The organism is Pseudomonas cimarronensis, from assembly GCF_049331905.1.
Taxonomy (GTDB): domain Bacteria; phylum Pseudomonadota; class Gammaproteobacteria; order Pseudomonadales; family Pseudomonadaceae; genus Aquipseudomonas.
Window position 1 is genome coordinate 4094566 of record NZ_CP186283.1, and the last position, 21601, is coordinate 4116166.

At 64.2% G+C, this 21601-nt stretch carries 22 protein-coding genes; 19 read left to right on the forward strand and 3 right to left on the reverse strand.

Going from position 1 to position 21601, the window contains the following annotated elements; genetic code table 11:
- Positions 1-16: 16 nt before the first annotated feature.
- Positions 17-1615: a protein kinase gene (locus ACOCLD_RS19140; RefSeq protein WP_422910302.1), complete on the reverse strand. Its 1599-nt coding sequence runs from the start codon at positions 1613-1615 to the stop codon at positions 17-19.
- A gap of 111 nt (positions 1616-1726) precedes the next feature.
- On the opposite strand from ACOCLD_RS19140, the gene ACOCLD_RS19145 reads away from it, so the two are divergent.
- Positions 1727-2566, forward strand: a complete 840-nt coding sequence (locus ACOCLD_RS19145) for a zinc-dependent peptidase (protein ID WP_422910303.1) — start codon at positions 1727-1729, stop codon at positions 2564-2566.
- 78 nt (positions 2567-2644) lie between these two features.
- Complete coding sequence (ppa, locus tag ACOCLD_RS19150) at positions 2645-3172, forward strand: inorganic diphosphatase (protein ID WP_422910304.1); 528 nt, start codon at positions 2645-2647, stop codon at positions 3170-3172.
- A gap of 99 nt (positions 3173-3271) precedes the next feature.
- On the opposite strand, the gene cadR is transcribed toward ppa, so the two are convergent.
- On the reverse strand, positions 3272-3724 hold the full coding sequence (cadR, locus tag ACOCLD_RS19155) for a Cd(II)/Pb(II)-responsive transcriptional regulator (protein WP_422910305.1): 453 nt from the start codon (positions 3722-3724) through the stop codon (positions 3272-3274).
- A gap of 126 nt (positions 3725-3850) precedes the next feature.
- Here cadR and ACOCLD_RS19160 point away from each other — a divergent pair, with 126 nt between their 5' ends.
- The 10 genes from ACOCLD_RS19160 to ACOCLD_RS19205 all read left to right on the forward strand — a co-directional run bounded on the left by ACOCLD_RS19160 (position 3851) and on the right by ACOCLD_RS19205 (position 15825).
- Positions 3851-5983 carry a heavy metal translocating P-type ATPase gene (locus ACOCLD_RS19160; protein ID WP_422911847.1) on the forward strand — a complete coding sequence of 711 codons (2133 nt, stop codon included), beginning with the start codon at positions 3851-3853 and terminating at the stop codon, positions 5981-5983.
- A gap of 12 nt (positions 5984-5995) precedes the next feature.
- On the forward strand, positions 5996-6355 hold the full coding sequence (locus ACOCLD_RS19165; protein ID WP_422910306.1) for a DUF3703 domain-containing protein: 360 nt from the start codon (positions 5996-5998) through the stop codon (positions 6353-6355).
- Between the two features lie 197 nt (positions 6356-6552).
- The gene (locus tag ACOCLD_RS19170) at positions 6553-8181 is read left to right on the forward strand and encodes a methyl-accepting chemotaxis protein (RefSeq protein WP_422910307.1); all 1629 of its coding nucleotides are present in this window, start codon (positions 6553-6555) and stop codon (positions 8179-8181) included.
- 2 nt (positions 8182-8183) lie between these two features.
- The gene (locus ACOCLD_RS19175; protein WP_257777777.1) at positions 8184-8699 is read left to right on the forward strand and encodes a chemotaxis protein CheW; all 516 of its coding nucleotides are present in this window, start codon (positions 8184-8186) and stop codon (positions 8697-8699) included.
- Positions 8696-9931, forward strand: coding sequence for a CheR family methyltransferase (locus ACOCLD_RS19180; protein WP_422910308.1), 1236 nt, complete (start codon positions 8696-8698; stop codon positions 9929-9931). Before ACOCLD_RS19175 ends, ACOCLD_RS19180 begins: the two co-directional genes overlap by 4 nt.
- The gene (locus ACOCLD_RS19185; RefSeq protein WP_422911848.1) at positions 9931-10608 is read left to right on the forward strand and encodes a chemotaxis protein CheW; all 678 of its coding nucleotides are present in this window, start codon (positions 9931-9933) and stop codon (positions 10606-10608) included. The genes ACOCLD_RS19180 and ACOCLD_RS19185 overlap by 1 nt, the downstream gene beginning before the upstream one ends.
- Complete coding sequence (locus ACOCLD_RS19190) at positions 10605-12866, forward strand: hybrid sensor histidine kinase/response regulator (protein ID WP_422910309.1); 2262 nt, start codon at positions 10605-10607, stop codon at positions 12864-12866. Before ACOCLD_RS19185 ends, ACOCLD_RS19190 begins: the two co-directional genes overlap by 4 nt.
- Positions 12863-13867 (forward strand): chemotaxis response regulator protein-glutamate methylesterase, encoded by a 1005-nt coding sequence (locus tag ACOCLD_RS19195; RefSeq protein WP_422910310.1) that lies wholly within the window; start codon positions 12863-12865, stop codon positions 13865-13867. Before ACOCLD_RS19190 ends, ACOCLD_RS19195 begins: the two co-directional genes overlap by 4 nt.
- 57 nt (positions 13868-13924) lie before the next feature.
- The gene (locus ACOCLD_RS19200) at positions 13925-14947 is read left to right on the forward strand and encodes a response regulator (RefSeq protein WP_257777781.1); all 1023 of its coding nucleotides are present in this window, start codon (positions 13925-13927) and stop codon (positions 14945-14947) included.
- A 107-nt stretch (positions 14948-15054) separates the two neighbouring features.
- Positions 15055-15825: a sulfite exporter TauE/SafE family protein gene (locus ACOCLD_RS19205; protein ID WP_422910311.1), complete on the forward strand. Its 771-nt coding sequence runs from the start codon at positions 15055-15057 to the stop codon at positions 15823-15825.
- Between the two features lie 3 nt (positions 15826-15828).
- On the opposite strand, the gene ACOCLD_RS19210 is transcribed toward ACOCLD_RS19205, so the two are convergent.
- On the reverse strand, positions 15829-16821 hold the full coding sequence (locus tag ACOCLD_RS19210) for an AraC family transcriptional regulator (protein WP_392540094.1): 993 nt from the start codon (positions 16819-16821) through the stop codon (positions 15829-15831).
- 173 nt (positions 16822-16994) lie between these two features.
- On the opposite strand from ACOCLD_RS19210, the gene ACOCLD_RS19215 reads away from it, so the two are divergent.
- The 7 genes from ACOCLD_RS19215 to ACOCLD_RS19245 all read left to right on the forward strand — a co-directional run bounded on the left by ACOCLD_RS19215 (position 16995) and on the right by ACOCLD_RS19245 (position 21601).
- A complete protein-coding gene (locus tag ACOCLD_RS19215; protein WP_422910312.1) occupies positions 16995-17849 on the forward strand; it encodes a MaoC family dehydratase in 855 nt (284 codons plus the stop codon).
- 110 nt (positions 17850-17959) lie between these two features.
- The gene (locus ACOCLD_RS19220) at positions 17960-18724 is read left to right on the forward strand and encodes a hypothetical protein (protein WP_422910313.1); all 765 of its coding nucleotides are present in this window, start codon (positions 17960-17962) and stop codon (positions 18722-18724) included.
- A 76-nt stretch (positions 18725-18800) separates the two neighbouring features.
- Positions 18801-19121: a nucleotide pyrophosphohydrolase gene (locus ACOCLD_RS19225; protein WP_422910314.1), complete on the forward strand. Its 321-nt coding sequence runs from the start codon at positions 18801-18803 to the stop codon at positions 19119-19121.
- On the forward strand, positions 19114-19863 hold the full coding sequence (locus tag ACOCLD_RS19230) for a methyltransferase (protein ID WP_422910315.1): 750 nt from the start codon (positions 19114-19116) through the stop codon (positions 19861-19863). Before ACOCLD_RS19225 ends, ACOCLD_RS19230 begins: the two co-directional genes overlap by 8 nt.
- 29 nt (positions 19864-19892) lie before the next feature.
- Complete coding sequence (locus ACOCLD_RS19235; RefSeq protein WP_422910316.1) at positions 19893-20486, forward strand: DUF4136 domain-containing protein; 594 nt, start codon at positions 19893-19895, stop codon at positions 20484-20486.
- A gap of 24 nt (positions 20487-20510) precedes the next feature.
- Entirely contained in the window at positions 20511-21074 is a 564-nt protein-coding gene (locus tag ACOCLD_RS19240) for a DUF4136 domain-containing protein (protein ID WP_422910317.1), read from the forward strand.
- A 38-nt stretch (positions 21075-21112) separates the two neighbouring features.
- Positions 21113-21601 (forward strand): GNAT family N-acetyltransferase, encoded by a 489-nt coding sequence (locus ACOCLD_RS19245; RefSeq protein ID WP_422910318.1) that lies wholly within the window; start codon positions 21113-21115, stop codon positions 21599-21601.

Here is a 21601-nt window from a genome sequence, read left to right on the forward strand (position 1 = left end):
TACCAGACGTCGCAGGTCAGCCGTTCAGGCTCAGCCATAGGCCGATTCCCAGCTGCATCAACAGCAAACCCAGCAATGCCAGGTGCCAGGGCGAGCGGTAACGCCGTGTGCGCAACCTTGGTGCCGGGTGCTGCTGCAACGGCTGGCGCAACGCCTGCTCAAACTCCGAGAGCGCCTCGAAACGCGCCTCAGGCCTGGGCGCCAGGGCCCGTGCCAGCACGCCATCCCAGCCCATGGGCACTTGCCCACTGAACTGCGCCAGCGGCCTATAACGGCTGTTGCCATCGGCATCCGCCTGCGCCACCTCCGGCCAGCGCCCGCAGAACAGCCAGTAAGCCAGCGCCGCCAGGGCGAACTGATCAGCCCGACCATCCAGGGCCTGACCGGCACGCGCCTCCGGCGCCAGCGGCACGGCCAGAGCCGGCAGCGCCTGCTGCGCAACACCGGGCAGCAGCGCAGCATGTTCGGGTAACAGCAACACACGGCCGCCATCACTTACCAGGATATTGCGCGGGTCCAGCCACAGCCCCTGCATGCCACGGCGCTGCAACCCGCGTACCGCCGCAACCAACTGCTCAAGCAGGGCCAGCAGCGTCAGGCCATCCACCGGGCCGTGGGCTGCCACCCAATCAATCAGGCTGCGCATGCCCTTGGCAGGTGGTTCCAGCAGCAAAAAGGCATGTTCACGCGGCTGATGTGACGACAGCACCTGCGGCAAGCCGCTCACCGGGCTGCGCCGCAGCGCCCATTCGCGTTGCCAGAAGGCTTCATCAGCCGCCTGCTCGGCCAGCCATAGCAACGCCTCCCGGCCACGCGGATCGGTAGCGCGAAACAGCCGACCCGGCGGGCCATACGGGCATGCCGACAGCAGCACCCAGCCATCCAGCGACATACCGGGCTGCGCATGCTGCACCGCTGGCCAGGCCGCGCGCACGGTCATCACCGGCGCCTGGTCAACCCCGCCCGGCCGCAGCAAAACCGCCGCCCCAGGGGCCTGCAACAACGGTGTGAGCAGCGCCTGCAAGGCCTGCGTGTCGAGGTTTGGATCAAGCCCATGCCAGCCTTGCAAATCAGCCACGTCGAGCAACGGCTGTGGAGCCATCAGCAACAGCTCATCGGCACTTAGAAGCAAACGCTGCTGCACCAGCGCCAGCTCAGCCTGCATGCCCAGCTGCAAACCATCACGGCCGATCAGGCTGCTTACCGTGGTGCCTTGGTAGCGCCGCAAACCGATGGCCCCGGCCTGGAGAAACTGCGCCTCGCCGTTCTGCAGCAGCAACAAGCCGGCATTCAGTTGCGCGATGCTGCGCCCCGCCTGACGCTGGCGAAACAGCTGCTGATTGAACCCTGCCAGCACCTGCCGCACCGCCTGAGCTTCGCTCCAGCCCGCCGGGGTGCTGCAGAAGTCTGCCAGCAGCCCATCGAGATAAGCCTCCAGCGTACGCACCACATCAGTGCATTCTCGCGCCCAGAGCAGCACCACCAGCAGCACTGGCGGTCGCCCTTCACGCCCCGGCAGCCAGGTCGAGCGGGCCCGGGCGGCCTGGCTGGACAGGTCAAGACCGTTGCCGCAGAGCAGCTTGATGGTGGGATGATGCAGATGCTCAATCGACATTGGCAGCCCTCCCAGGTCGCAGGTAAGCATGTCACTGCAGCCTTTGTGCCGACTTGCCCAACGCTACCCCCAGGCTTAAGGTGGGCGCTCCCTAGCGTCCGAGCCGAGTCCATGTGGTCGTTCCGCGCCTGGCGTCGCCAGCGCATCCTTGCCCGTCACCCCATCAGCCCTGCGCAATGGCAGGCCGTGCTGCAGCAGCTACCGATCCTCGACGGCTTGAATGAAGCCGAACAGCAGCGCCTGCGTGAACGTGCCGTGCTGTTTTTGCACCACAAACACCTCAGCCCCCTACCCGACGTGGAGCTGGACAGCCACGCACGCCTGCTGCTGGCGGTGCAGGCCGAGCTGCCACTGCTGCACCTGGCCGACCTCAACTGGTACCAGGGCTTTCATGAAATCGTCCTGTATCCGGATGATTTCGTCAGCCCGCAACGCCACCGCGACCCGAGCGGCGTGGTGCACGAATGGGACGCCGAACACAGCGGCGAGGCCTGGCAGCAAGGTCCTGTGATCCTCGCCTGGCCAGGCGTACAGGCCAGCGGCCAGTGGGACGGCTACAACCTGGTGATTCACGAACTGGCGCACAAGCTGGACATGCTCAATGGCGACGCCAACGGCCTGCCGCCGCTACACAGCAACATGGCCGTGCAGGAGTGGGCCGAGGCCATGCAGAGCGCCTTTGACCAGATGAACGCCGAACTGGATGCCAACCCCGAGGCCGACACCGCTATCGACCCTTATGCAGCGGAAAACCCGGCAGAATTCTTTGCCGTGACCAGCGAATACTTCTTCAGCGCCCCGGACCTGCTCGCTGAAGCCTTCCCGGCGGTGTACGCGCAGCTGGCACTGTTCTACCGGCAGGGTCCACTGGCACGCCTGCAGCAGTTGCAAGCGAGCAACCCGGACTATCAGGTCAGAACCGAAGACAGTGAGTTCGCGACCAATGGCTAGGCATCCCGGCGTAGCAACACCGGGGGAATATGCCTATAATCGCGCCACTTTTTTGGCCCACCCCTCGGGAGTCGCCCCATGAGCTACAGCAAGATCCCAGCCGGTAAAGACCTGCCGAACGACATCTACGTCGCCATCGAGATCCCGGCCAACCACGCGCCGATCAAATACGAAATCGACCACGACAGCGACTGTCTGATGGTCGACCGCTTCATGGCCACCCCGATGTTCTACCCGGCCAACTACGGTTTTATCCCGCACACCCTGGCGGACGACGGTGATCCACTCGACGTGCTGGTCGTGACCCCGTACCCAGTGGCGCCAGGCTCGGTTATCCGCGCCCGCCCGGTTGGCGTGCTGCACATGAGCGACGAAGCCGGCGGCGACGCCAAGCTGGTTGCCGTACCGCACGACAAACTCAGCGTGCTGTACAAAGACGTCCAGGAATACACCGACCTGCCCGCGCTGCTGATCGAGCAGATCAAGCACTTCTTCGAGAACTACAAGGATCTCGAGAAAGGCAAATGGGTCAAGGTTGAAGGCTGGGGCGGCGCTGAAGAAGCCCGAGGTCTGATTCTCAAGGCGGTCGCGGCTTACCAAAAATAAGTCGGGACTACCCCCTAAAAGCCGGCCACAAGCCGGCTTTTTTATTGCCCAAAAATCGCCGCCGGCATTCCCCGCCCCCAAGATTTGCCAGCACAGAGCTCAGTGCCGATGGCTCTTGCCCACATGCGAGTGGCCGTCATCCGGCAGCGCGCTGACCCCGCCGCTGCAGTTCAGCTGCTGGAGAATGCCGCAGGCCTCCACGCCCTGTTCCGAAGCACAGCGGTGACGCAGGTCGAGCAGTTGTTGTTGCAGTGCCAGCAGGCTGGTAACCCGCGCCTGAACATGACGAATGTGCTCATCCACCAGGCTGTTGACGCCTTCACAGTTCTGCGCGGGGCTGTCCATCAGGGCCAGCAGGCGGCGGATTTCATCCAGGGTCATGTCCAGCGTGCGGCAATTGCGGATAAAGGTCAGCCGCTCCAGGTGCTCGCTGTTATACAGCCGGTAATTGCCCTCGGTGCGGGCCGGAGCCGGCAGCAGCCCTTCGCGCTCGTAGTAGCGCACCGTTTCAACCGGGCAATCCGCCTGTTTGGCCAGTACTCCAATCTTCATGACAACCTCGCGCAAAGGTGCTTGACCCTGTAGTGGCTTTAGGGTGTTCACTCTACTCCATCGTGTAGCGAGGATAGTCTGATGAATGATTGCTGCGGCCACCATCACCCACCGAAAGCAGACGCCATGGCCACTGCACCGACGGGCGAAGGAGCCCTGGACGGTGCCCTGTTCAGCCAGTTTCGCATCGAGCAGATGGACTGCCCGACGGAGCAGACGCTGATCGAAGAGCGCCTGGGCAAGCTCGCAGGCATCGAGCGCCTGGAGTTCAATCTGATCAACCGCGTGCTCGGGGTCTGGCACCGCTTGCCGTCCACCACGCCAATTGAGGCAGCCATCGGCGCGCTCGGCATGCAGGCCGAGCCGCTGACGGGCGAAGCGAAACCCGCCCCGGAGCCACGCAAGAAAGCCTGGTGGCCGTTGGCGCTGTCCGGGGTGGCGGCGCTGAGCGCAGAAGTTCTGCACTTCGCCGCGCTGGCACCGGAGTGGGTGGTCGCGGGCATGGCGCTGCTGGCCATTCTGTTGTGCGGCCTGGGCACCTACAAAAAGGGCTGGATCGCCCTGAAAAATCGCAACCTGAATATCAATGCACTGATGAGTATTGCCGTAACCGGCGCCGTACTAATCGGCCAATGGCCGGAGGCGGCCATGGTCATGTTCCTGTTTGCCGTGGCCGAGCTGATCGAAGCCAAGTCACTGGATCGTGCGCGCAATGCCATTCGCAGCCTGATGGACCTGACGCCCGAGCGCGCCGCGGTGCAGCAGGCCGACGGCAGCTGGCTGGACGTAGCGATAACGAGCGTTGCAGTCGGCGCCTTGGTCAGGGTGCGCCCAGGCGAACGCATCGGCCTGGATGGCGAAGTGATCAGCGGCCACTCGACGATCAATCAGGCCCCCATTACCGGCGAAAGCCTGCCCGTGGAAAAGACCATTGGCGACCCGGTCTTTGCCGGCACCATCAACCAGGCCGGCGCACTGGAATACCGCGTACTGGCCGCTGCCGCCAACACCACACTGGCGCGGATCATCCACGCGGTTGAACAGGCGCAGGGCTCGCGCGCGCCGACCCAGCGCTTTGTCGACCAGTTCGCCAAGGTCTACACCCCGCTGGTGTTTCTCCTGGCCCTGGCGGTTGCGCTGCTACCGCCACTGCTGCTGGCCGAACCCTGGTATGACTGGATTTACCGCGCCCTGGTGCTGCTGGTGGTGGCATGCCCCTGCGCCCTGGTGATCTCGACCCCGGTGACCATCGTCAGCGGCCTGGCCGCCGCCGCACGCAAAGGCATTCTGGTCAAGGGTGGGATCTACCTGGAAAGCGCTGCCAAGCTGGGCTTTCTGGCGCTCGACAAGACCGGCACCCTCACCCACGGCAAGCCGGTGCAAACCGATGACCTGCCCCTGCTGGAACAGGATGCCGAACACTACCGCAGCCACGCCGCGAGCCTGGCCGATCGCTCCGACCACCCGGTGTCCCAGGCGATTGCCAAGCAGGCGCGTGAGCAGAACCTGCTCATCCGCGCAGTCGAGAATTTTGCCGCCCTGCCCGGTCGTGGCGTGCAGGGAAATATCGACGGCGCCGTGTTCTACCTGGGCAATCATCGCCTGGTGGAAGAACGTGGCCTGTGCTCGGCCGAACTGGAAGCCACCCTCGAAGGCCTGGAACGCCAGGGCAAAAGCGTGGTGGTGCTGTGCGACAACAGTCGTGCGCTGGCGCTGTTTGCCGTGGCCGATACGGTGAAAGAATCCAGCCGCGAAGCCATCGCCCAGCTGCATGCGCTGGGGGTGAAGACCAGCATGCTGACTGGCGACAACCCGCACACCGCGGCCGCCATCGCGGCCCAGGTGGGCATCGACGAAGCGCGCGGCAACCTGTTGCCGGAGGACAAGCTGCAGGCCATCGAAGCCCTACAGGCACGGGGGGTTGTCGTCGGCATGGTCGGTGACGGGATCAACGATGCCCCGGCGCTGGCCAAAGCACAGATTGGTTTCGCCATGGCGGCAGCCGGCACCGATACAGCCATCGAAACCGCCGACGTGGCCCTGATGGACGACGACCTGCGCAAGATTCCAGCCTTTATTCGCCTGTCGCAGCAGACCGCAGCCATTCTGAAGCAGAACATCATCCTGGCATTGGGGGTCAAGGCGCTGTTTCTCGCCATCAGCCTGAGTGGCCAGGCCACCCTGTGGATGGCGGTGTTTGCCGACATGGGCGTCAGCCTGCTGGTGGTATTCAACGGCCTGCGCCTGCTGAAGAAATAGGAGCACAGCAACATGCATACACCGCTACAACAGGCGATTAGCGAAGCCTTCCACCAAGCCGACCTGGCCAGGCATGCCCACGACAATACGGCCGCTTTCGCCTGGCTGGAACGCGCGCATATCCTCAGCCAACGCCAGCCTCTGCTGCATGCCAAAAGCCATTGGCTGATGCTCACGCTCGGCTGGCAACAGCGCGATTACCGCGAAGTGGCCGGCCAACTGCCGCGGGTTGTCGCGGCCTTGCTGTTCTCACGCATTTGGGTGCCCGTCGGCAACACCGGGCGGGCGCGGGTCAGCGCCTTCAAGCCGATGCCCGTGGCAGAGGAATTACACACCCTGTTGCACGATGAGAGGCCCGTACGTCCCCGCTGACACGCAACTAGGCAAGCCGTTAGCGCCTGCACGGCGGTGCCTTGGCGCGTTACACGCTATAACTGGTTGGCTGACCGCTGGCTGACCAGTAGCATGGCCGCAATAGCGCGATCACCCGCTGCCACGGCAATGCGGGCGGCAGCACGCCCATCACCACGCACGACTAGCAGCTTCAACAGCAGCTGAAGGATCACGGGATGAAGTTAACCGTTCGCAACCGCATCATTGCCAGTTTCACCGTCCTTATCGCCATTCTGCTGTTGCTCGCCAGTGCCTCCTACCTGCGCATGGCCGCCATCGAGGATGAGGCGGAGAACATGCTGACCGAGTCTGTGCCTGGAGCCTATTACGCCAGCAGAATGCAGGACACCTGGGCTCACCATATGCTCGACACCCGGCGCATGCTGTTGCGCCTGATCGATGAGGAGCCTGATGCCGTACTGAAACACTATCAGGAACAGTTCGAGCAGAGCGAAGCACAGCTCGATGACCTGCTCGAGCACTACCTGAAAACCGCCGCCACAGAAGGCGAGCACACCCTAGTCGCGCAGTTCCGTCAGCAGCACAAGCAGTACCTGAAGCTGCATGAACAACTGCGCAATACCCTGCGTGATGCTCCAGGGCAGCAAGGGCGCAAATTCAGTGCCGAGCAGGTATTCCCTGAATGGGAAAAAGGCCAGCAGACACTGAGCAACCTGACCGAGCTGAACAAATCACTCTCCGACAGCGCCTCCACGGAAATCCGCGACGCCGTACGCGCTCTGGAAATAGGTCTGCTGCTGGCCATCCTGCTGACAGTTCTGGCGGCTGCCACCAGTGGCTGGCTGCTGCTGCAATCGATCACCCGGCCGGTCAACAGCATCGTCAGCACGCTCAAGCAACTCGAAAGCGGCGACCTTTCGGTGCGCCTGGACATGCAGCGTCAGGATGAATTCCACGCCATCGAAATCGGCTTCAACAGCATGGTTGGCGAGCTCAAGACCCTGGTTGGCCACGCCCAGCGCTCGGCCGTGCAGATGACCACCTCGGTCACCGAAATCGCTGCCACCTCGCGTCAGCAGCAGGCCACCGCCACCGAAACGGCCGCCACCACCACGGAAATCGGTGCCACCTCGCGTGAGATTGCCGCCACCTCCCGTGACCTGGTACGCACCATGGGCGAGGTGTCCGACAACGCCGAACAGACCTCGGTACTCGCCGGCACCGGGCAACTGGGGCTGACCCGCATGGAAGAGATCATGCGCCACGTCATGGGCGCTGCCGACGTGGTCAACGGCAAGCTGTCGATCCTCAACGAGAAGGCCGGCAACATCAATCACGTGGTCACCACCATCGTCAAAGTGGCGGACCAGACCAACCTGCTCTCCCTCAACGCGGCCATCGAGGCGGAGAAAGCCGGCGAGTACGGCAAAGGCTTTGCCGTGGTCGCCGTCGAGGTACGTCGCCTGGCCGACCAGACCGCCGTAGCCACCTACGACATCGAGCAGATGGTGCGCGAAATCCAGTCGGCGGTATCGGCCGGGGTCATGGGCATGGACAAATTCTCCGAAGAAGTGCGCCGCGGCATTGGCGAAATGGCGCAGATGGGCGACCAGCTGGCGCAGATCATTCAGCAGGTGCAGGCCCTCGCCCCGCGTATCCAGATGGTCAACGAAGGCATGCAGGCACAATCGACCGGTGCCGAACAGATCAACCAGGCCCTGGTGCAACTGAGCGAAGCCAGCAGCCAGACCGTCGACTCCCTGCGCCAGGCAGGCGCAGCAATTGACGAGTTGAACCAGGTGGCCAACAACCTGCGGGTTGGCGTCAGCAGCTTCAAGGTCTGACCATGCACAAGGCCGTGACTGCCAACGCCCGCGAGGGCGAACTGCACCTGCTGTTCCACCTCGGCGAGGACCGCTACGCCATCAGCGCCCGCGAAGTGGCTGAGGTGCTGCCGTTGCGCCAGCTCAAGCAGGTTCCGGAAACCCCGGCGTGGGTGGCTGGAATCTTCCAGCACCGCGGGCGGATGATTCCCGTGCTCGACCTCAACCAGCGCGTACTCAACCGCGCCGCGCGGATACGCAGCAGCACACGCCTGGTACTGGTGTACTTCGACGGCCAACGCGGCGAGCAGGCCAACATCCTCGGACTGATTCTGGAGCAGGCCACCGACACCCAACGCCTGCCGGCCAACGCCTTTGTGGCCAGCGGCCTGGAGGCCGGGCAAGCGGACTATCTCGGCCCGACACAGGCAGACGCGCACGGCCTGATCCAGCGCATCGAGGTGGCCGGGCTGCTCGATGAAGCGCTGCGTAGCCTGCTGTTCAAGGCCACGCCAGCGGCTGAGGACGAGCACGCATGATTGAGCACATCGAGCGCCTGCTGAAGTCGCGTATCGGCCTTGATGCCGAGTCAGTCGGCCGCAGCGTGATCGAGCGCGCCGTGCGTCAGCGCATGCAGGCTCAGCACAAGAGCACCCTAGAGGACTACTGGATCACCCTCAATGGCTCGCCCAAGGAACAACAGGCGCTGGTTGAAGCCGTGGTGGTGCCGGAAACCTGGTTCTTCCGCTACCCCGAATCCTTCAAGGCCCTCGCCACCCTGGCCCTGGAGCGCTGTACGCAGCTCAACGCCACGCGGCCGCTGCGCATCATCAGCCTGCCCTGCTCCAGCGGCGAAGAACCCTACTCGATCGCCATGACTCTGCTCGATGCCGGTCTCGCCCCCGAGCAGTTCCAGATTGAAGCCCTGGATGTCAGCGACAAGGTACTGGCCCTGGCCAGCCGTGGCATCTACGGCCGCAACTCGTTTCGCGGTGAGGCGCTGGCGTTTCGCGAGCGCTTCTTTCGCCCGCAGGATGACAGCTTCGTACTCGATGAGCGGGTCAAAAGCCGCGTACAACTGCGCTGTGGCAACCTGCTCGACGGCAACCTGTTCAGCACCACGCCGGCCTACGATTTCATTTTCTGCCGCAACCTGCTGATCTACTTCGACCGGGCCACTCAGGTACGCGTGCTGGACCTGCTCAAACGTCAGCTGCAACCAGAAGGCGTGCTGTTTATCGGCCCGGCCGAGGCCAGCCTGGCCACCCAAAATGGGATGCAGGCGCTGGGCCGGCAACAGACCTTTGCCTTCCGCTTTGCCGCCAGTGACGCCGCTCGCCCGCTCAACCTGAAGCCACCCAGCCGCCCACTGCCACCCATGCCGCGCCAGCCGGCACCAGCACCACGGCCACGCAGCGCGCCAATTGTTGCCGCACCCGCTGCCGCGCCTGTAGCACAACCAACCCGCTCACTCTGGGACAGCGTTGCCGAGCTGGCCAACGCCGGGCACTGTGAGCAGGCGCGCAGCCTCTGCGAACAGCATCTGCAGACTGAAGGCCCCAGCGCTCAGGCTTTCTATTGGCTGGGCTTGCTTAGCGATGTGCAACAGCACAGCGACCAAGCCTGTGGTTACTACCGCAAGGCCATCTATCTTGACCCGCAGCACCGCGAAGCACTGACCCACCTGGCCGCCCACCTGGAAAACCAGGGCGACCAGAGCGGAGCCCAACGCCTGTACCGGCGCGCCCAGGAGGGAGGTAAATCAGCGTGATGGACACGGACCCGCTACTGCCGCAACAGGCCCCGATCGACGATTGCTGGAACCGCATCGGCGTATTCGGCGACCAGAGCTGCGCACGCCTGGACGCCCATATCCACTGCCGCAACTGCGAGGTTTACAGTGCCGCCGCGATTGCCCTGCTCGACCGCTACGGCACCCGACTGGAACAGGACAGCAGCGCCTATGGCCAGGTCGAGGCCAACGCCGAGCAGGGCGAACAGCGCTCGCTGCTGATCTTTCGCCTGGGCGAAGAGTGGCTGGCGCTCGCCACCCGACGCATGGCCGAAGTGATGCCGCTTTCACCGACTCATACCCTGCCGCACCAGAAAGCCGGCAGCCTGCTGGGCGTCACCAACGTGCGCGGCACCCTGGTCGCCTGCCTCGACCTGGGCGGTGTACTGGGCCTGGAGCACAGCGACAGCAAAGCGGAAAAACGCAGCATCCCGCGCATGCTGATTCTTGAAACCAGCGCCGGGCCATTGGTCAGCCCGGTGGATGAAGTCGGCGGCATTCAGCGCATTCCCCTGGCGCTGATCGGTGCTTCAGTGCAGGAAGACAAGCGCACCATCAGCCGCTTCAGCGCCGGTGTACTGCAGTGGGGTGGCAGGAGCATCACCCTGCTTGACGATGAACAGCTGCTCGCCGCCATGAGCAGGAGCCTGACATGACCCCGGACCAGATGCGCGATGCCTCGCTGCTTGAGCTGTTCCGCCTGGAAGCGGAGGCGCAGAAGCAGGTGCTGGATACCGGCCTGCTGATCCTGGAGCGCGACCCGCTCAACGCCGGGCAGCTGGAAGCCTGCATGCGCGCGGCGCACTCGCTCAAGGGTGCTTCGCGGATTGTCGGCCTGGACAGCGGCGTGCAGGTGGCCCACGCCATGGAAGACCTGCTGGTGGCCGCCCAGGAAGGCCTGCTGCGCCTACTGCCGGATCATATTGATGCCCTGTTGCAAGGCTCCGACCTGCTGCTGCGCATCGGCCAGGCGCAGTCCGATAGCGAACTTGAAACCCAGGTCAAACAGCTCACCTCACGTCTGCAGACACTGCTCGGGGCCGCCGTACCGGCCCTGCGAGAGCCACCCATTCCCCAGCAAACACAGCCCCAGACACAAACGCCCGAATCTGCGTCCAGCGCCCAGTCCGCGCCCCCTATGCCGCCCGCAGAACCGACAAGCGAAGAGCACAGCCGGGTGCTGCGCGTATCCGCCGAACGCTTCGATCACCTGATCGACCTGTCGGGCAAATCGCTGGTGGAATTCCAGCGCATGAAACCGCTGAGCGACTCGCTGCACCGCCTCAAGCGCCAACAGGCCGCCGCGCGACGCACCTACGAGAGCCTGCGCGAACAGCTGCTCGGCCTGCCGATCAGTCCCGCTATTAAAACCCTGCTCAACGACGGCCGTCATCTACTGATGGAGTGCCAGCAGCAGCTGCAAAGTCATCAGGAACTGTTCGATGACTTCGTCTGGCATGGCGGCCAGCGTACCCAGCAACTCTATGACCTGGCCCTGGCCTCGCGCATGCGGCCGTTTGCCGACGTGCTGACCGGCCAGGCGCGCATGCTGCGCGACCTGGGACGTTCGCTGGGCAAGCAGGTGCACCTGGAAGTCGAAGGCGAACACACCCAGGTCGACCGCGACATTCTCGAACGCCTGGAAGCACCGCTGACCCACCTGCTGCGCAATGCCGTCGACCACGGCATCGAGCCGCCGGCGCTGCGGCTGCGCAAAGGCAAGCCCGAAGAAGGCACGGTACAACTCAAAGCCCGTCATCACGCCAACATGCTGATCCTCGAAGTCAGCGATGACGGCGGCGGCGTTGACCTGGAGCGGGTTCGCCAGGCCATCATCGAGCGCCGCTTCACCTCCGCCGAACAGGTGGCGCAGATGAGCGAGGAAGAGCTGCTGACCTTCCTCTTCCTGCCTGGTTTCAGCATGAGCCAGCAGGTCACCGAAGTGTCCGGACGGGGCGTCGGCCTGGACGTGGTGCAGCACGAAATCCGCCGCATGCGCGGCAACGTGCGCCTGCAACAGCGTCAGGGCGAAGGCAGCCTGTTCCACATCGAACTGCCGCTGACTCTGTCAGTGGTCCGCGCGCTGGTGGTGAGCATCGGCGGCGAGGCGTATGCCTTCCCACTGGCGCAGATCGAACGCATGCTGCGCCTGCAACGTGAGGCGATTGTGCACCTCGAAGGGCGCCAGCACTTCTGGCTCGAAGACGAACACATCGGCCTGCTGTCCGCCGCCCAGTTGCTGCAACGCGCCGAGCAGAAGAGCGAAGAAACCGACATCCCGATTGTGATGATCCGTGACCGCGAGCGCTGTCACGGCCTGGCGGTCGAACGCTTTATTGGTGAGTACACCCTGGTGCTGATGCCGCTGGACCCGCGCCTGGGCAAGATCCGCGATGTGGCAGCCGGGGCCCTGTTGCACGATGGCACACCGGTACTGATTCTGGATGTCGATGACCTGCTCAATTCAGTGGCCAAGCTGCTCGGCGGCGGCCATCTGGAACGGGTCGACCACAGCGGCAGCACCCGTCAGGCGGCCAGCAAACGCGTGCTGGTGGTGGATGACTCGCTCACCGTGCGTGAGCTGGAACGCAAACTGCTGCTCAGTCGCGGCTATCAGGTCGAGGTGGCCGTCGATGGCATGGACGGCTGGAACGCCCTGCGCGCAGGCAACTTCGACCTGCTGATCACCGATATCGACATGCCGCGCATGGACGGCATCGAACTGGTCACCCTGGTGCGCCAGGACCCTCGCCTGCGCGCCCTGCCGGTGATGGTGGTGTCCTACAAGGACCGCGAAGAAGACCGCCGCAAAGGACTGGAAGCTGGGGCGGACTACTACCTGGCCAAGGCCAGCTTCCATGACGAAGCACTGCTGGATGCAGTACAGACCCTGATTGGAGAGGCGCGCGAATGAGGATTGCAATCGCCAACGACATGCCGCTGGCCGTGGAAAGCCTGCGCCGGGCGCTGGCTGCCGAGCCGCAGTACGAGTTGATCTGGGTCGCCGAGAATGGCGAAGAGGCCGTGCGCCGCTGCCGCGAGGATCGCCCCGACCTGCTGCTGATGGACATGCTGATGCCCGGCATGAACGGTGTCGAAGCCACCCGACGGATCATGCACGACACCCCCTGCGCGATCCTGATCGTCACTGCCGATGTCGAACGCAACATGACCCAGGTGTTCGACGCCATGGGCGTCGGCGCGCTGGACGTTGTGGCCGTGCCGTCACTCGGGCCACAACAGCTGCTCGATGGCGCGGCGATCCGCCGCAAGATCCACAATATCGCCTGGATGATCGGCCACAAGGCCTCACGCAACGTCAGCCCAGCCCCGGCCAAGGCCAGCGATCAGCGCGGCAAACGTCTGGTGGCCATTGGTGCCTCGGCTGGCGGCCCGGCCTCGCTGGTTGAATTGCTGCAGCAGATCCCGGCGAACTTTCCCGCCAGCATCGTCCTGGTACAACACGTCGACGAGGTGTTTGCCGCCGGCATGGCGCAGTGGCTGGCCAGCGAATCGCACATGCCTGTACGTCTGGCTCAGGAAGGCGAGTTGCTGCAGCCGGGCGAAGTGCTGCTGGCCGGCACCAACAACCACCTGTATCTGACCGCCGAAGGGCGGCTGGTCTACCGCCGCGAGCCGGCCGACCAGGTTTACCGCCCGTCTATCGATGTATTCTTCAACAGCGTGGCCAGCCACTGGCGCGGCGAGGCCATCGGCGTATTGCTGACCGGTATGGGCCGCGACGGCGCACGCGGGCTCAAACAGATGCGTGAACGCGGTTTTCACACCATCGCCCAGGACCAGGCCAGCAGCGCGGTCTATGGTATGCCTAAGGCCGCGGCAGCCCTGGATGCTGCCGTGGAGATTCTGCCGCTGAACAAGATTGCCCCGCGCCTGATCAAGAGCTTGAGTTGATGCACCCACCGCTAGCACTTTGCCGGCACCAGATGAAGTAAATGATGGAGTACTGCCATGCCACGGCCTAATGAGCATCCCCCGCTTCCTCAAGGGCTACCTGATTACTCGATGATGGTACTGCTGGTCGATGACCAGGCCATGATCGGCGAGGCCGTGCGCCGGGCGCTCAGCGAGGAAAGCGACATCGACTTCCATTTCTGCTCGGACCCGCACCAGGCCCTGAACGTGGCTCAACAGATCAAGCCCACGGTGATCCTGCAGGACCTGATCATGCCCGGCATCGATGGTCTCGACCTGCTCGGCCAGTACCGCAGCGCCCCGGGGCTGCGTGATGTGCCGATCATCGTGCTGTCGACCAAGGAAGACCCCAAGGTCAAGAGCGCCGCCTTCACCGCCGGGGCCAACGACTACCTGGTGAAGCTGCCGGATGTGATCGAACTGCTGGCGCGTATCCGTTACCACTCGCGCTCCTACCTCACCCTGCAACAGCGTGATGAGGCCTACCGCGCCCTGCGCGAAAGCCAGCAGCAACTGCTCGACACCAACCTGGTGCTGCAACGGCTGATCAAATCCGACGGCCTCACCGGCCTGGCTAACCGCCGTTACCTGGACGAATACATCGAAGTCGAATGGCACCGGGCCCTGCGCGACAACAGCGAGCTGTCACTGCTGATGATCGATGTCGATTACTTCAAGGCGTACAACGATCAGCATGGGCATGTCGCCGGCGACGAAGTACTGCGCCAAGTGGGCGATGCGCTGCGCGCCAGCTGCACCCGCGCCGCCGATCTTGCCGCCCGCTATGGTGGCGAGGAGTTTGCGGTGGTCATGCCGGGCACCGCCTCTGGTGGCGCGCGCCTGCAAGCCGAAAAAGTCCGGCGCGCCATCGAGGCGCTGGGCATCCCCCATGAACTGCCCAAGCCCGGCTCGCCGATCAGCGTGAGTATCGGCATCGCCACCCTCAGGCCGAGTGAGGGCAACGACCCCATGAGCCTGATCATCAAGGCTGACGAGGGCCTTTACCTGGCCAAGCACAGTGGTCGCAACCAGGTGGCGATGGCCCCGGACAACAGCTGAGCCCCCACGACAGATAGCGCACTGCCGCGAAACGGGACCTTGGTCGTACTTGGCCGGTCCGTACGCGCGGCCTTACCTTGCCTCTTCAGCCAAACGAACGAAGCCCCATGTCAGTGCCTGATCTTCTGCTTCTGCTTGCCGCCGGTTTTGCTGCCGGCGGGATGAATGCCCTCGCCGGTGGCGGCACCTTCTTCTCCTTCCCGGCACTGCTCGCGGCGGGTCTGCCGCCGGTGACCGCCAATGCCACCAATGCCGTGGCGCTGTGGCCGGCCAGCCTGGCGGGAGCCTGGGCGGCGCGCGATTCACTGCGACCGCTGGGGCGTTATCTGCTGCCGCTGCTGGCAGCCGGGCTGGCCGGCGGTTTGCTTGGTGGGCTGTTGCTGCTGGTTGGCGGCGATGCAGTGTTTGCCAAGCTGATTCCCTGGCTGCTGCTGGCGGCCACCGCGCTGTTTACCGCCAGCCCCTGGCTCAGTCGCTGGCTGGCCGCGCGCCGCGCCGAAGCCGCACAACCGCCGCATAGCCCGTTGTCGCTGGGCGCGCATATTGGCGTGTCGATCTATGGTGGCTACTTCGGTGCCGGCATGGGCATTCTGCAACTGGCGGCATTTTCTATCGAAGGTCACCCGCTGGCCCGCGCCAATGCCCTGAAAAACCTGATTTCGGCGGTGATCTACAGCGTCGCCACTGCGACTTTTATCATCGCTGGGCGGGTCAGCTGGTATGAGCTGGTGATTCTGCTGGTGGGCGCCACCGTAGGCGGCTATGTCGGCGGTGCGCTGGGCCAGCGTTTGCCGGCCAAGTTCCTGCGCCTGCTGGTGATCAGTGTGGGCAGCGGCATGACGCTGTATTACTTCTGGGCGACCTATTTCGCCCAGTAACACTCAATTTTTGCCGCGTTTGCGAAACTCCACCGGGGTTTCCCCGACCCAACGCTTGAAGGCGCGGTAGAAGGTGCTTGGCTCGGAGAAACCGGTGCGCTCGACGATCACTTCAATGCGCTCGTCGGTGTTGAGCAGCAGGTCCTTGGCCAGACGGCAGCGGTAGTCAGTGACCAGGTCGTTGAAGCGCACGCCAGCCATGGCCAGGCGCTCGCGCAGCCGCCGCGCCGGCATGTTCAAGCGCGCGGCCACCTGCTCCAGGGTGGCGCCGCTGTCGACCAGCAATTCGCCAATCAGCTCACGCACCTTGCGCACCAGGTCCAGGCGCTCGACCTCGGCCAGCTGCCTGCGCGCCAAGGATTCGTGCATGCGCAGCAGCTCTGGCGCGGCATGCCGTGAGGTCTTGTCCAGCACTGCGGCATTGAACACCAGGGCGTAACGCTCGCCACCCAGTTGCGCCGGACAGCCGTAGACCTGCTGGTAACGCTCGGCAGGCGCGCCGTCGGCATGCATGAATTGCACTTCATAAGGGGTGAAATCGCCTTCGGTCAGCGCATCGAACAAGCGGATTACCGCGCCTGCGAGCATTTCAGGGAAATGCCGTGGCGTGCCGGGAATCAACCCGAGCACCAGCACCGCGCGCTCACCGTGCACCTCAAGCTTGGCATTCAGGGTGTCGGAAAGCAGGCGTACATAGCGCAGGGCATGGCGCAGGCCTTCGCCGAAGGTTTCGCTGGAAAGAAACAGGTATTCCAGCAGCAGGCCGTGAAACGCCGGCAGGTGCTGGGCCAGGTAGAGGCCGACATGCTCTTCGCCGCATTCGTCGATGGCGGCCTTCCAGAACAGCGCCTGGGCGGCATGCGGAAAGCGCCCGGCAGGCAGGCCACCCGGCGGCAGGCCAACTCGCGCCAGCACTCGATCAGGGTCGGTACCGCTGGCACGCAAGGCATCGATCACTGGACGCATCAGCGCCACGTCGTCAGTCAGGTCACGCATTTTTCAGGAATTCTTATTGTTCGCGAGGCGCGGCCATCTTAGGCAGCTTTAGCCTCTGCGCTCAAGGCGTGAATGCGAGCAATTGACTGGCCCGCCGTGCTTCCAGGCAGGGCGGCCAATGCACGCTGACGCGGGCCGACTAAGCTGCTGCCACCGTTCTGAGGAGTTTGCCCATGGCCATCGACTGGCTCGATCTGCCCGCCCCGCCTGCCTTACCCGCCCTGTTTCTACGCGCGGCCCTGCGCCGCCGCGTGACCGGCCGCAGCCTGCCCGAGCTGGGCGTGCGCTGCCAGGTCACGGTCGACCCCAAGCACCTGGCGCGCTACCGGCAGATTTGCGGCGCAGCCGACGATCATCTGCTGCCCGCAGCCTATCCACACATCCTGGCGTTTGCCCTGCAGATGCAGTTGCTCACCGACAAGCGTTTCCCCTTCCCGCTGCTTGGCCTGGTGCACCTGGAAAACCATATTCGCGTGCTGCGCCCACTCGGCGGCCTCGGGCCGTTTACCGTCAGCGTGCAAGTGCAGGACCTGCAAGCCCATGACAAGGGCGTTACCTTTAGCCTGATCACCCAGTTGCACGACCAGCTCGGCCTGCTCTGGGAAGGCGACAGCCGCATCCTCTGCCGCGCCCTGCGTCTGGACGGCAAGCCAGCCGAACGCGCAGCCGAAACCGTGCTGACGCAAACCACCCTGGCGCACTGGCGCGCACCAGCCGATATCGGCCGCCGTTATGCGCGCATCGCCGGCGACTACAACCCCATTCATATGTTTGCCGCCACAGCCAAGCTGTTCGGCTTCCCCCGCGCCATCGCCCATGGTCTGTGGAACAAGGGCCGCGCCCTGGCCGAACTGAGCCCGCGCCTGCCTGCTGCCGGCTATGCCGTGAGCGTGCGCTTCCAGAAGCCGGTGCTGTTGCCGGCAGAAGTGCGCTTACTGACCAGTGAGCCCGGCAGCCATGGCCAGTTCAGCCTGCTCGGCCAGGATGAACTGGTGCATATGAGCGGTAGCTGGCAGCCACTGGACTAGGCGCGCGGCAAGGCTTGGCGTTTTTCCGGGGGCGGATTATCGTGATGCCTCCCGCGCCCATGCGGTCACGGTCGACCCTAGACAACTCCAGTGGAATAGAGAGCCTCAGCATGAAAAACACCGCCGTACTTGCCACGTCCTTCGTCCTTGCTTGCACTGCGTTGCAGGCCCATGCCCTGGACGCGTCCGGGCAGCGCTATGTCAATCAGCTGGTGCAGGGCGGCCCGGTGTCGATCCGCGAAGCCGCGCAGAGCATCTATCACAGCGGTTACCGGGACCAGGAAACCCTCGATGTGGCCGCCGAGGTGCTGCTGCAGAAGTACCGCAGCGCCACCGACAACACCACCTCCGACGCTCTGGCCTGGGTCTGCAAGGCCCTGGCCAGCTCGGGCAACGGCCGCTACAAGCCAGTGCTGGCCGAAGTGGTGGCCAACTCCAATAACCGCAAGCTCGACCGTCACTGCGAAAAGGCCGGCAACAGCCTCAGCGCCGGCGGCGCGCCCTACACGGCCGGCAGCGTCAATCTGGATGCCTACCGCGCCGGCCAGGGCCAGCCTGCGGCCAGCAGCACTCAAGCCCTCGCGCCCGCTGCTGCACCGGCAGCCGTGGCCCAGGGCAGCGGCTCGTTCAGCGATATACGCACCGGCATGAGCATGGATGAGGTCAATGCACTGCTCGGCGCGCCGACCGCCACCTTCTCACACCAGACCGGCAAGGCCTGGATCCCGTTCAACTTCAAAGGCAAGGACGTCGCCCGCGTGGTGTCGCTGTACAAGGGCAAGGGGCGCATCACGTTTTCCCAGGAAAGCGTCTATGCCAACGTCTGGCGCGTGCTGGAAGTGACTCACAACCCCAACGAAAGCGGCTACCCATAACCTGCGGTATCGGTTTGCCGGCTTGAAGACCGGCCGGCAAACCCCGAAGCTATGCTCCTCTTTGCTGGAGCGCCTGATGAACCTCGCCGAACTGACCACCCGCATGCACGCCATTCGTGACCACAATGATTGGCGGCCCTTCCACAGCCCGAAGAACCTGGCCATGGCCGCCAGCGTGGAAATGGCCGAGCTGGTGGAAATCTTTCAGTGGCTAACTGAGGCCCAATCACAGCAATTGCCGCCGGAAAAACTGGCCCATGCTGGCCAGGAAATCGGCGACGTGATCCTCTATCTGATACTGCTGTGCGGCGAATTGGGCCTGGATATGGAACAGGTGGTGCGCGCCAAGCTGGCTGACAACGAACGGCGCTTCCTCGGGAGCACAGCCCATGAGTGATCGGCACTTCGACGAGCTGGCCACGCGCTTTGCCGAGAAAATCTATGGCGGCGCCAAGGGCGCGATTCGCCTGGCCGTGCTGCAGGCCGACCTGGCAGAAGCCCTGCCCGAACGCCCGCTGCGGGTGCTGGATATCGGCGCGGGCCTCGGCCATATGTCGCTATGGCTGGCCGAGCGTGGCCACCAGGTGACCCTGACCGAACCCGCCGAACTGATGCTAGCCGGCGCACGTGAGCGTTTTGCCGCCGCAGGCCAGCAGGCCACATTTATCCAGGCGCCCTGGCAGGACCTGCTTGGCCAGCTGGAGCAGCCCTATGATCTGGTGATCTGCCACGCGGTGCTGGAATGGCTGGCCGAACCGCACAGCATCCTGCCGGTGCTGCACCAGCTGTGCGCGCCCGGCGGCTGGCTGTCGCTGGCGTTCTACAACAAGGACGCGCTGATCTACCGCAACCTGCTCAAGGGCCACTTCCGCAAGCTGCGCAAGGCCGAGTTCGCCGGAGAGAAACAGAGCCTTACACCGCAGATGCCCCTTGATCCGCGCGAGCTGGCGGCGCAACTTGAAGCCAATTGGCAGGTCGAAAGCCAGAGTGGCGTGCGGGTGTTTCACGACTATATGCCGCAACCCTTCCAGGCCAAGGCCGAGCTGCTCGACCTGCTGGAAATGGAGCTGGCCTACCGCCGCCACCCCAGCTTTGCCGGGCTGGGGCGTTATCTGCACTGGATCTGCCGGCCACGCTGACAGCCATCACACTGGAGGCTGAACATCCAATGAAAAGACTGGGTGCATTACTGCTACTGGCCACCCTCGCCGCCTGCCAGAGCCAGAACCCCTATATCGCCGACAGCAAACCGCTGCCGCCGGCACCTGCGCACTCGCCCCAGCAACTGGACCGCAGCGCCTACCCGGCTGCGCCGCGCGACTTCGCCCGCTACCGTACCTGGAGCTGGCAGCAGCTACCGGCTGGCAGCGCCTGGGCCAGTTCCGAGCAGGTGCAGGAAGCCCTTAGCAATGCCCTCGACCAACGCGGCCTGCGCCCGCATCGCGCCGGTAAAACCAGCGACCTCAAGGTCAGCGCCGAGCTGCGCCTGGAGCAGCGCTTGCGTCAGGTCACGGAACAGTACGGCAGCCATTACGGCCATAGTCGCTATGGCGATAACTACGGCATGTGGGGCAGCGCGCCGCTGGTGCGCAGCTACACCGAAGACGTCATGGTGGTGCGCATCGAACTGTTCGATGGCCAGAGTGGTCAGCCGGTGTGGAACGGCCACGCCGAAACCCGCAACAGCGGCAGCCAGAGTGAACGCGCCGCCGCGCTGCGCAACGCCGTACAACAGGCTCTGGCGGCGTATCCGCCAAACTGACTGCTGAACCCAAGGAGAGCACCCATGCGTGCATCACTGTTTTTACTGCCTCTGTTGCTGATCCTCAGCGCCTGCCAGACGCCGCAGCTGCAGCGCGACTTCGACCCCAACCGGGATTTTGCCGCCTACCGCAGCTGGAGCTGGCAGGAACCGGCCGTGCAATACAAACCTGATGATCCGCGCCTGAAAAGCGACCTGACAGACCAGCGCATCCGCACGGCGATCAGCCAACAGCTCGATCAGCGCGGTCTGCGCCCGGCAGCGGCGAACACGCCGGGCGATCTCAAGGTGCAGGTGTGGATGATCATCGACAATCGCCAGCAGCAGGTCAGCACCCAGCTCGGCGGCGCCTGGGGCAATCCCTGGAATGGCGGTTTCTGGGGCGGCCCGAGTTACGTGGAAACCCGCACCCTGGACTATCAGGTCGGCACCCTGCAGATCGACCTGTTCGATGGTAAGGACGGCAAACTGGTCTGGCGCGGCAGCACCGAACAGGTGCTACGCAACCCACAGCCCAGCCCGAACGAGCGCGAAGCCGCGATTCGCCGCAGCGTGGCGGAAGTGTTAAGCCAGTATCCGCCTCGATAGACCACCCTACACGCGCCCATTGACACCAAGGATGCTGCATGAACCCAACCCCACGCCTCAGCCACCGCCCCGCTGCGGCGGCTGACCTGGCCGAGATCGTCGGCTTTCCACAAAACGCCGATGAACTGTTCTTCTGCTATCCCAAGGCCGACTGGCCGCTGAGTGTCGGTCAATTGGCCGCCGCCATTGCCGAACGCCGCGACAGCACCGTGGTGCTGCTTGATGGCCGAGTGGCCGGTTTTGCCAACCTCTACCAGTGGCACTACGACGAGCACTGCGCGCTGGGCAACCTGATGGTCGCCTCTTGGGCCCGTGGTCAAGGCGTAGCGCATTATCTGGTGGCGGTGATGGAGCAGTTGGCGCGGGAGCATTACCACGCCAAACGCATGCTGGTGTCGTGCTTCAACGCCAACAGCGCCGGCCTGCTGCTCTACCCCAAGCTCGGCTATGCCCTCAGTGATGTGGTCGAACGCCGCGATCCCAAGGGCCAGCGCGTCGCGCTGATCCAGTTCAGCAAGCCCCTGTAG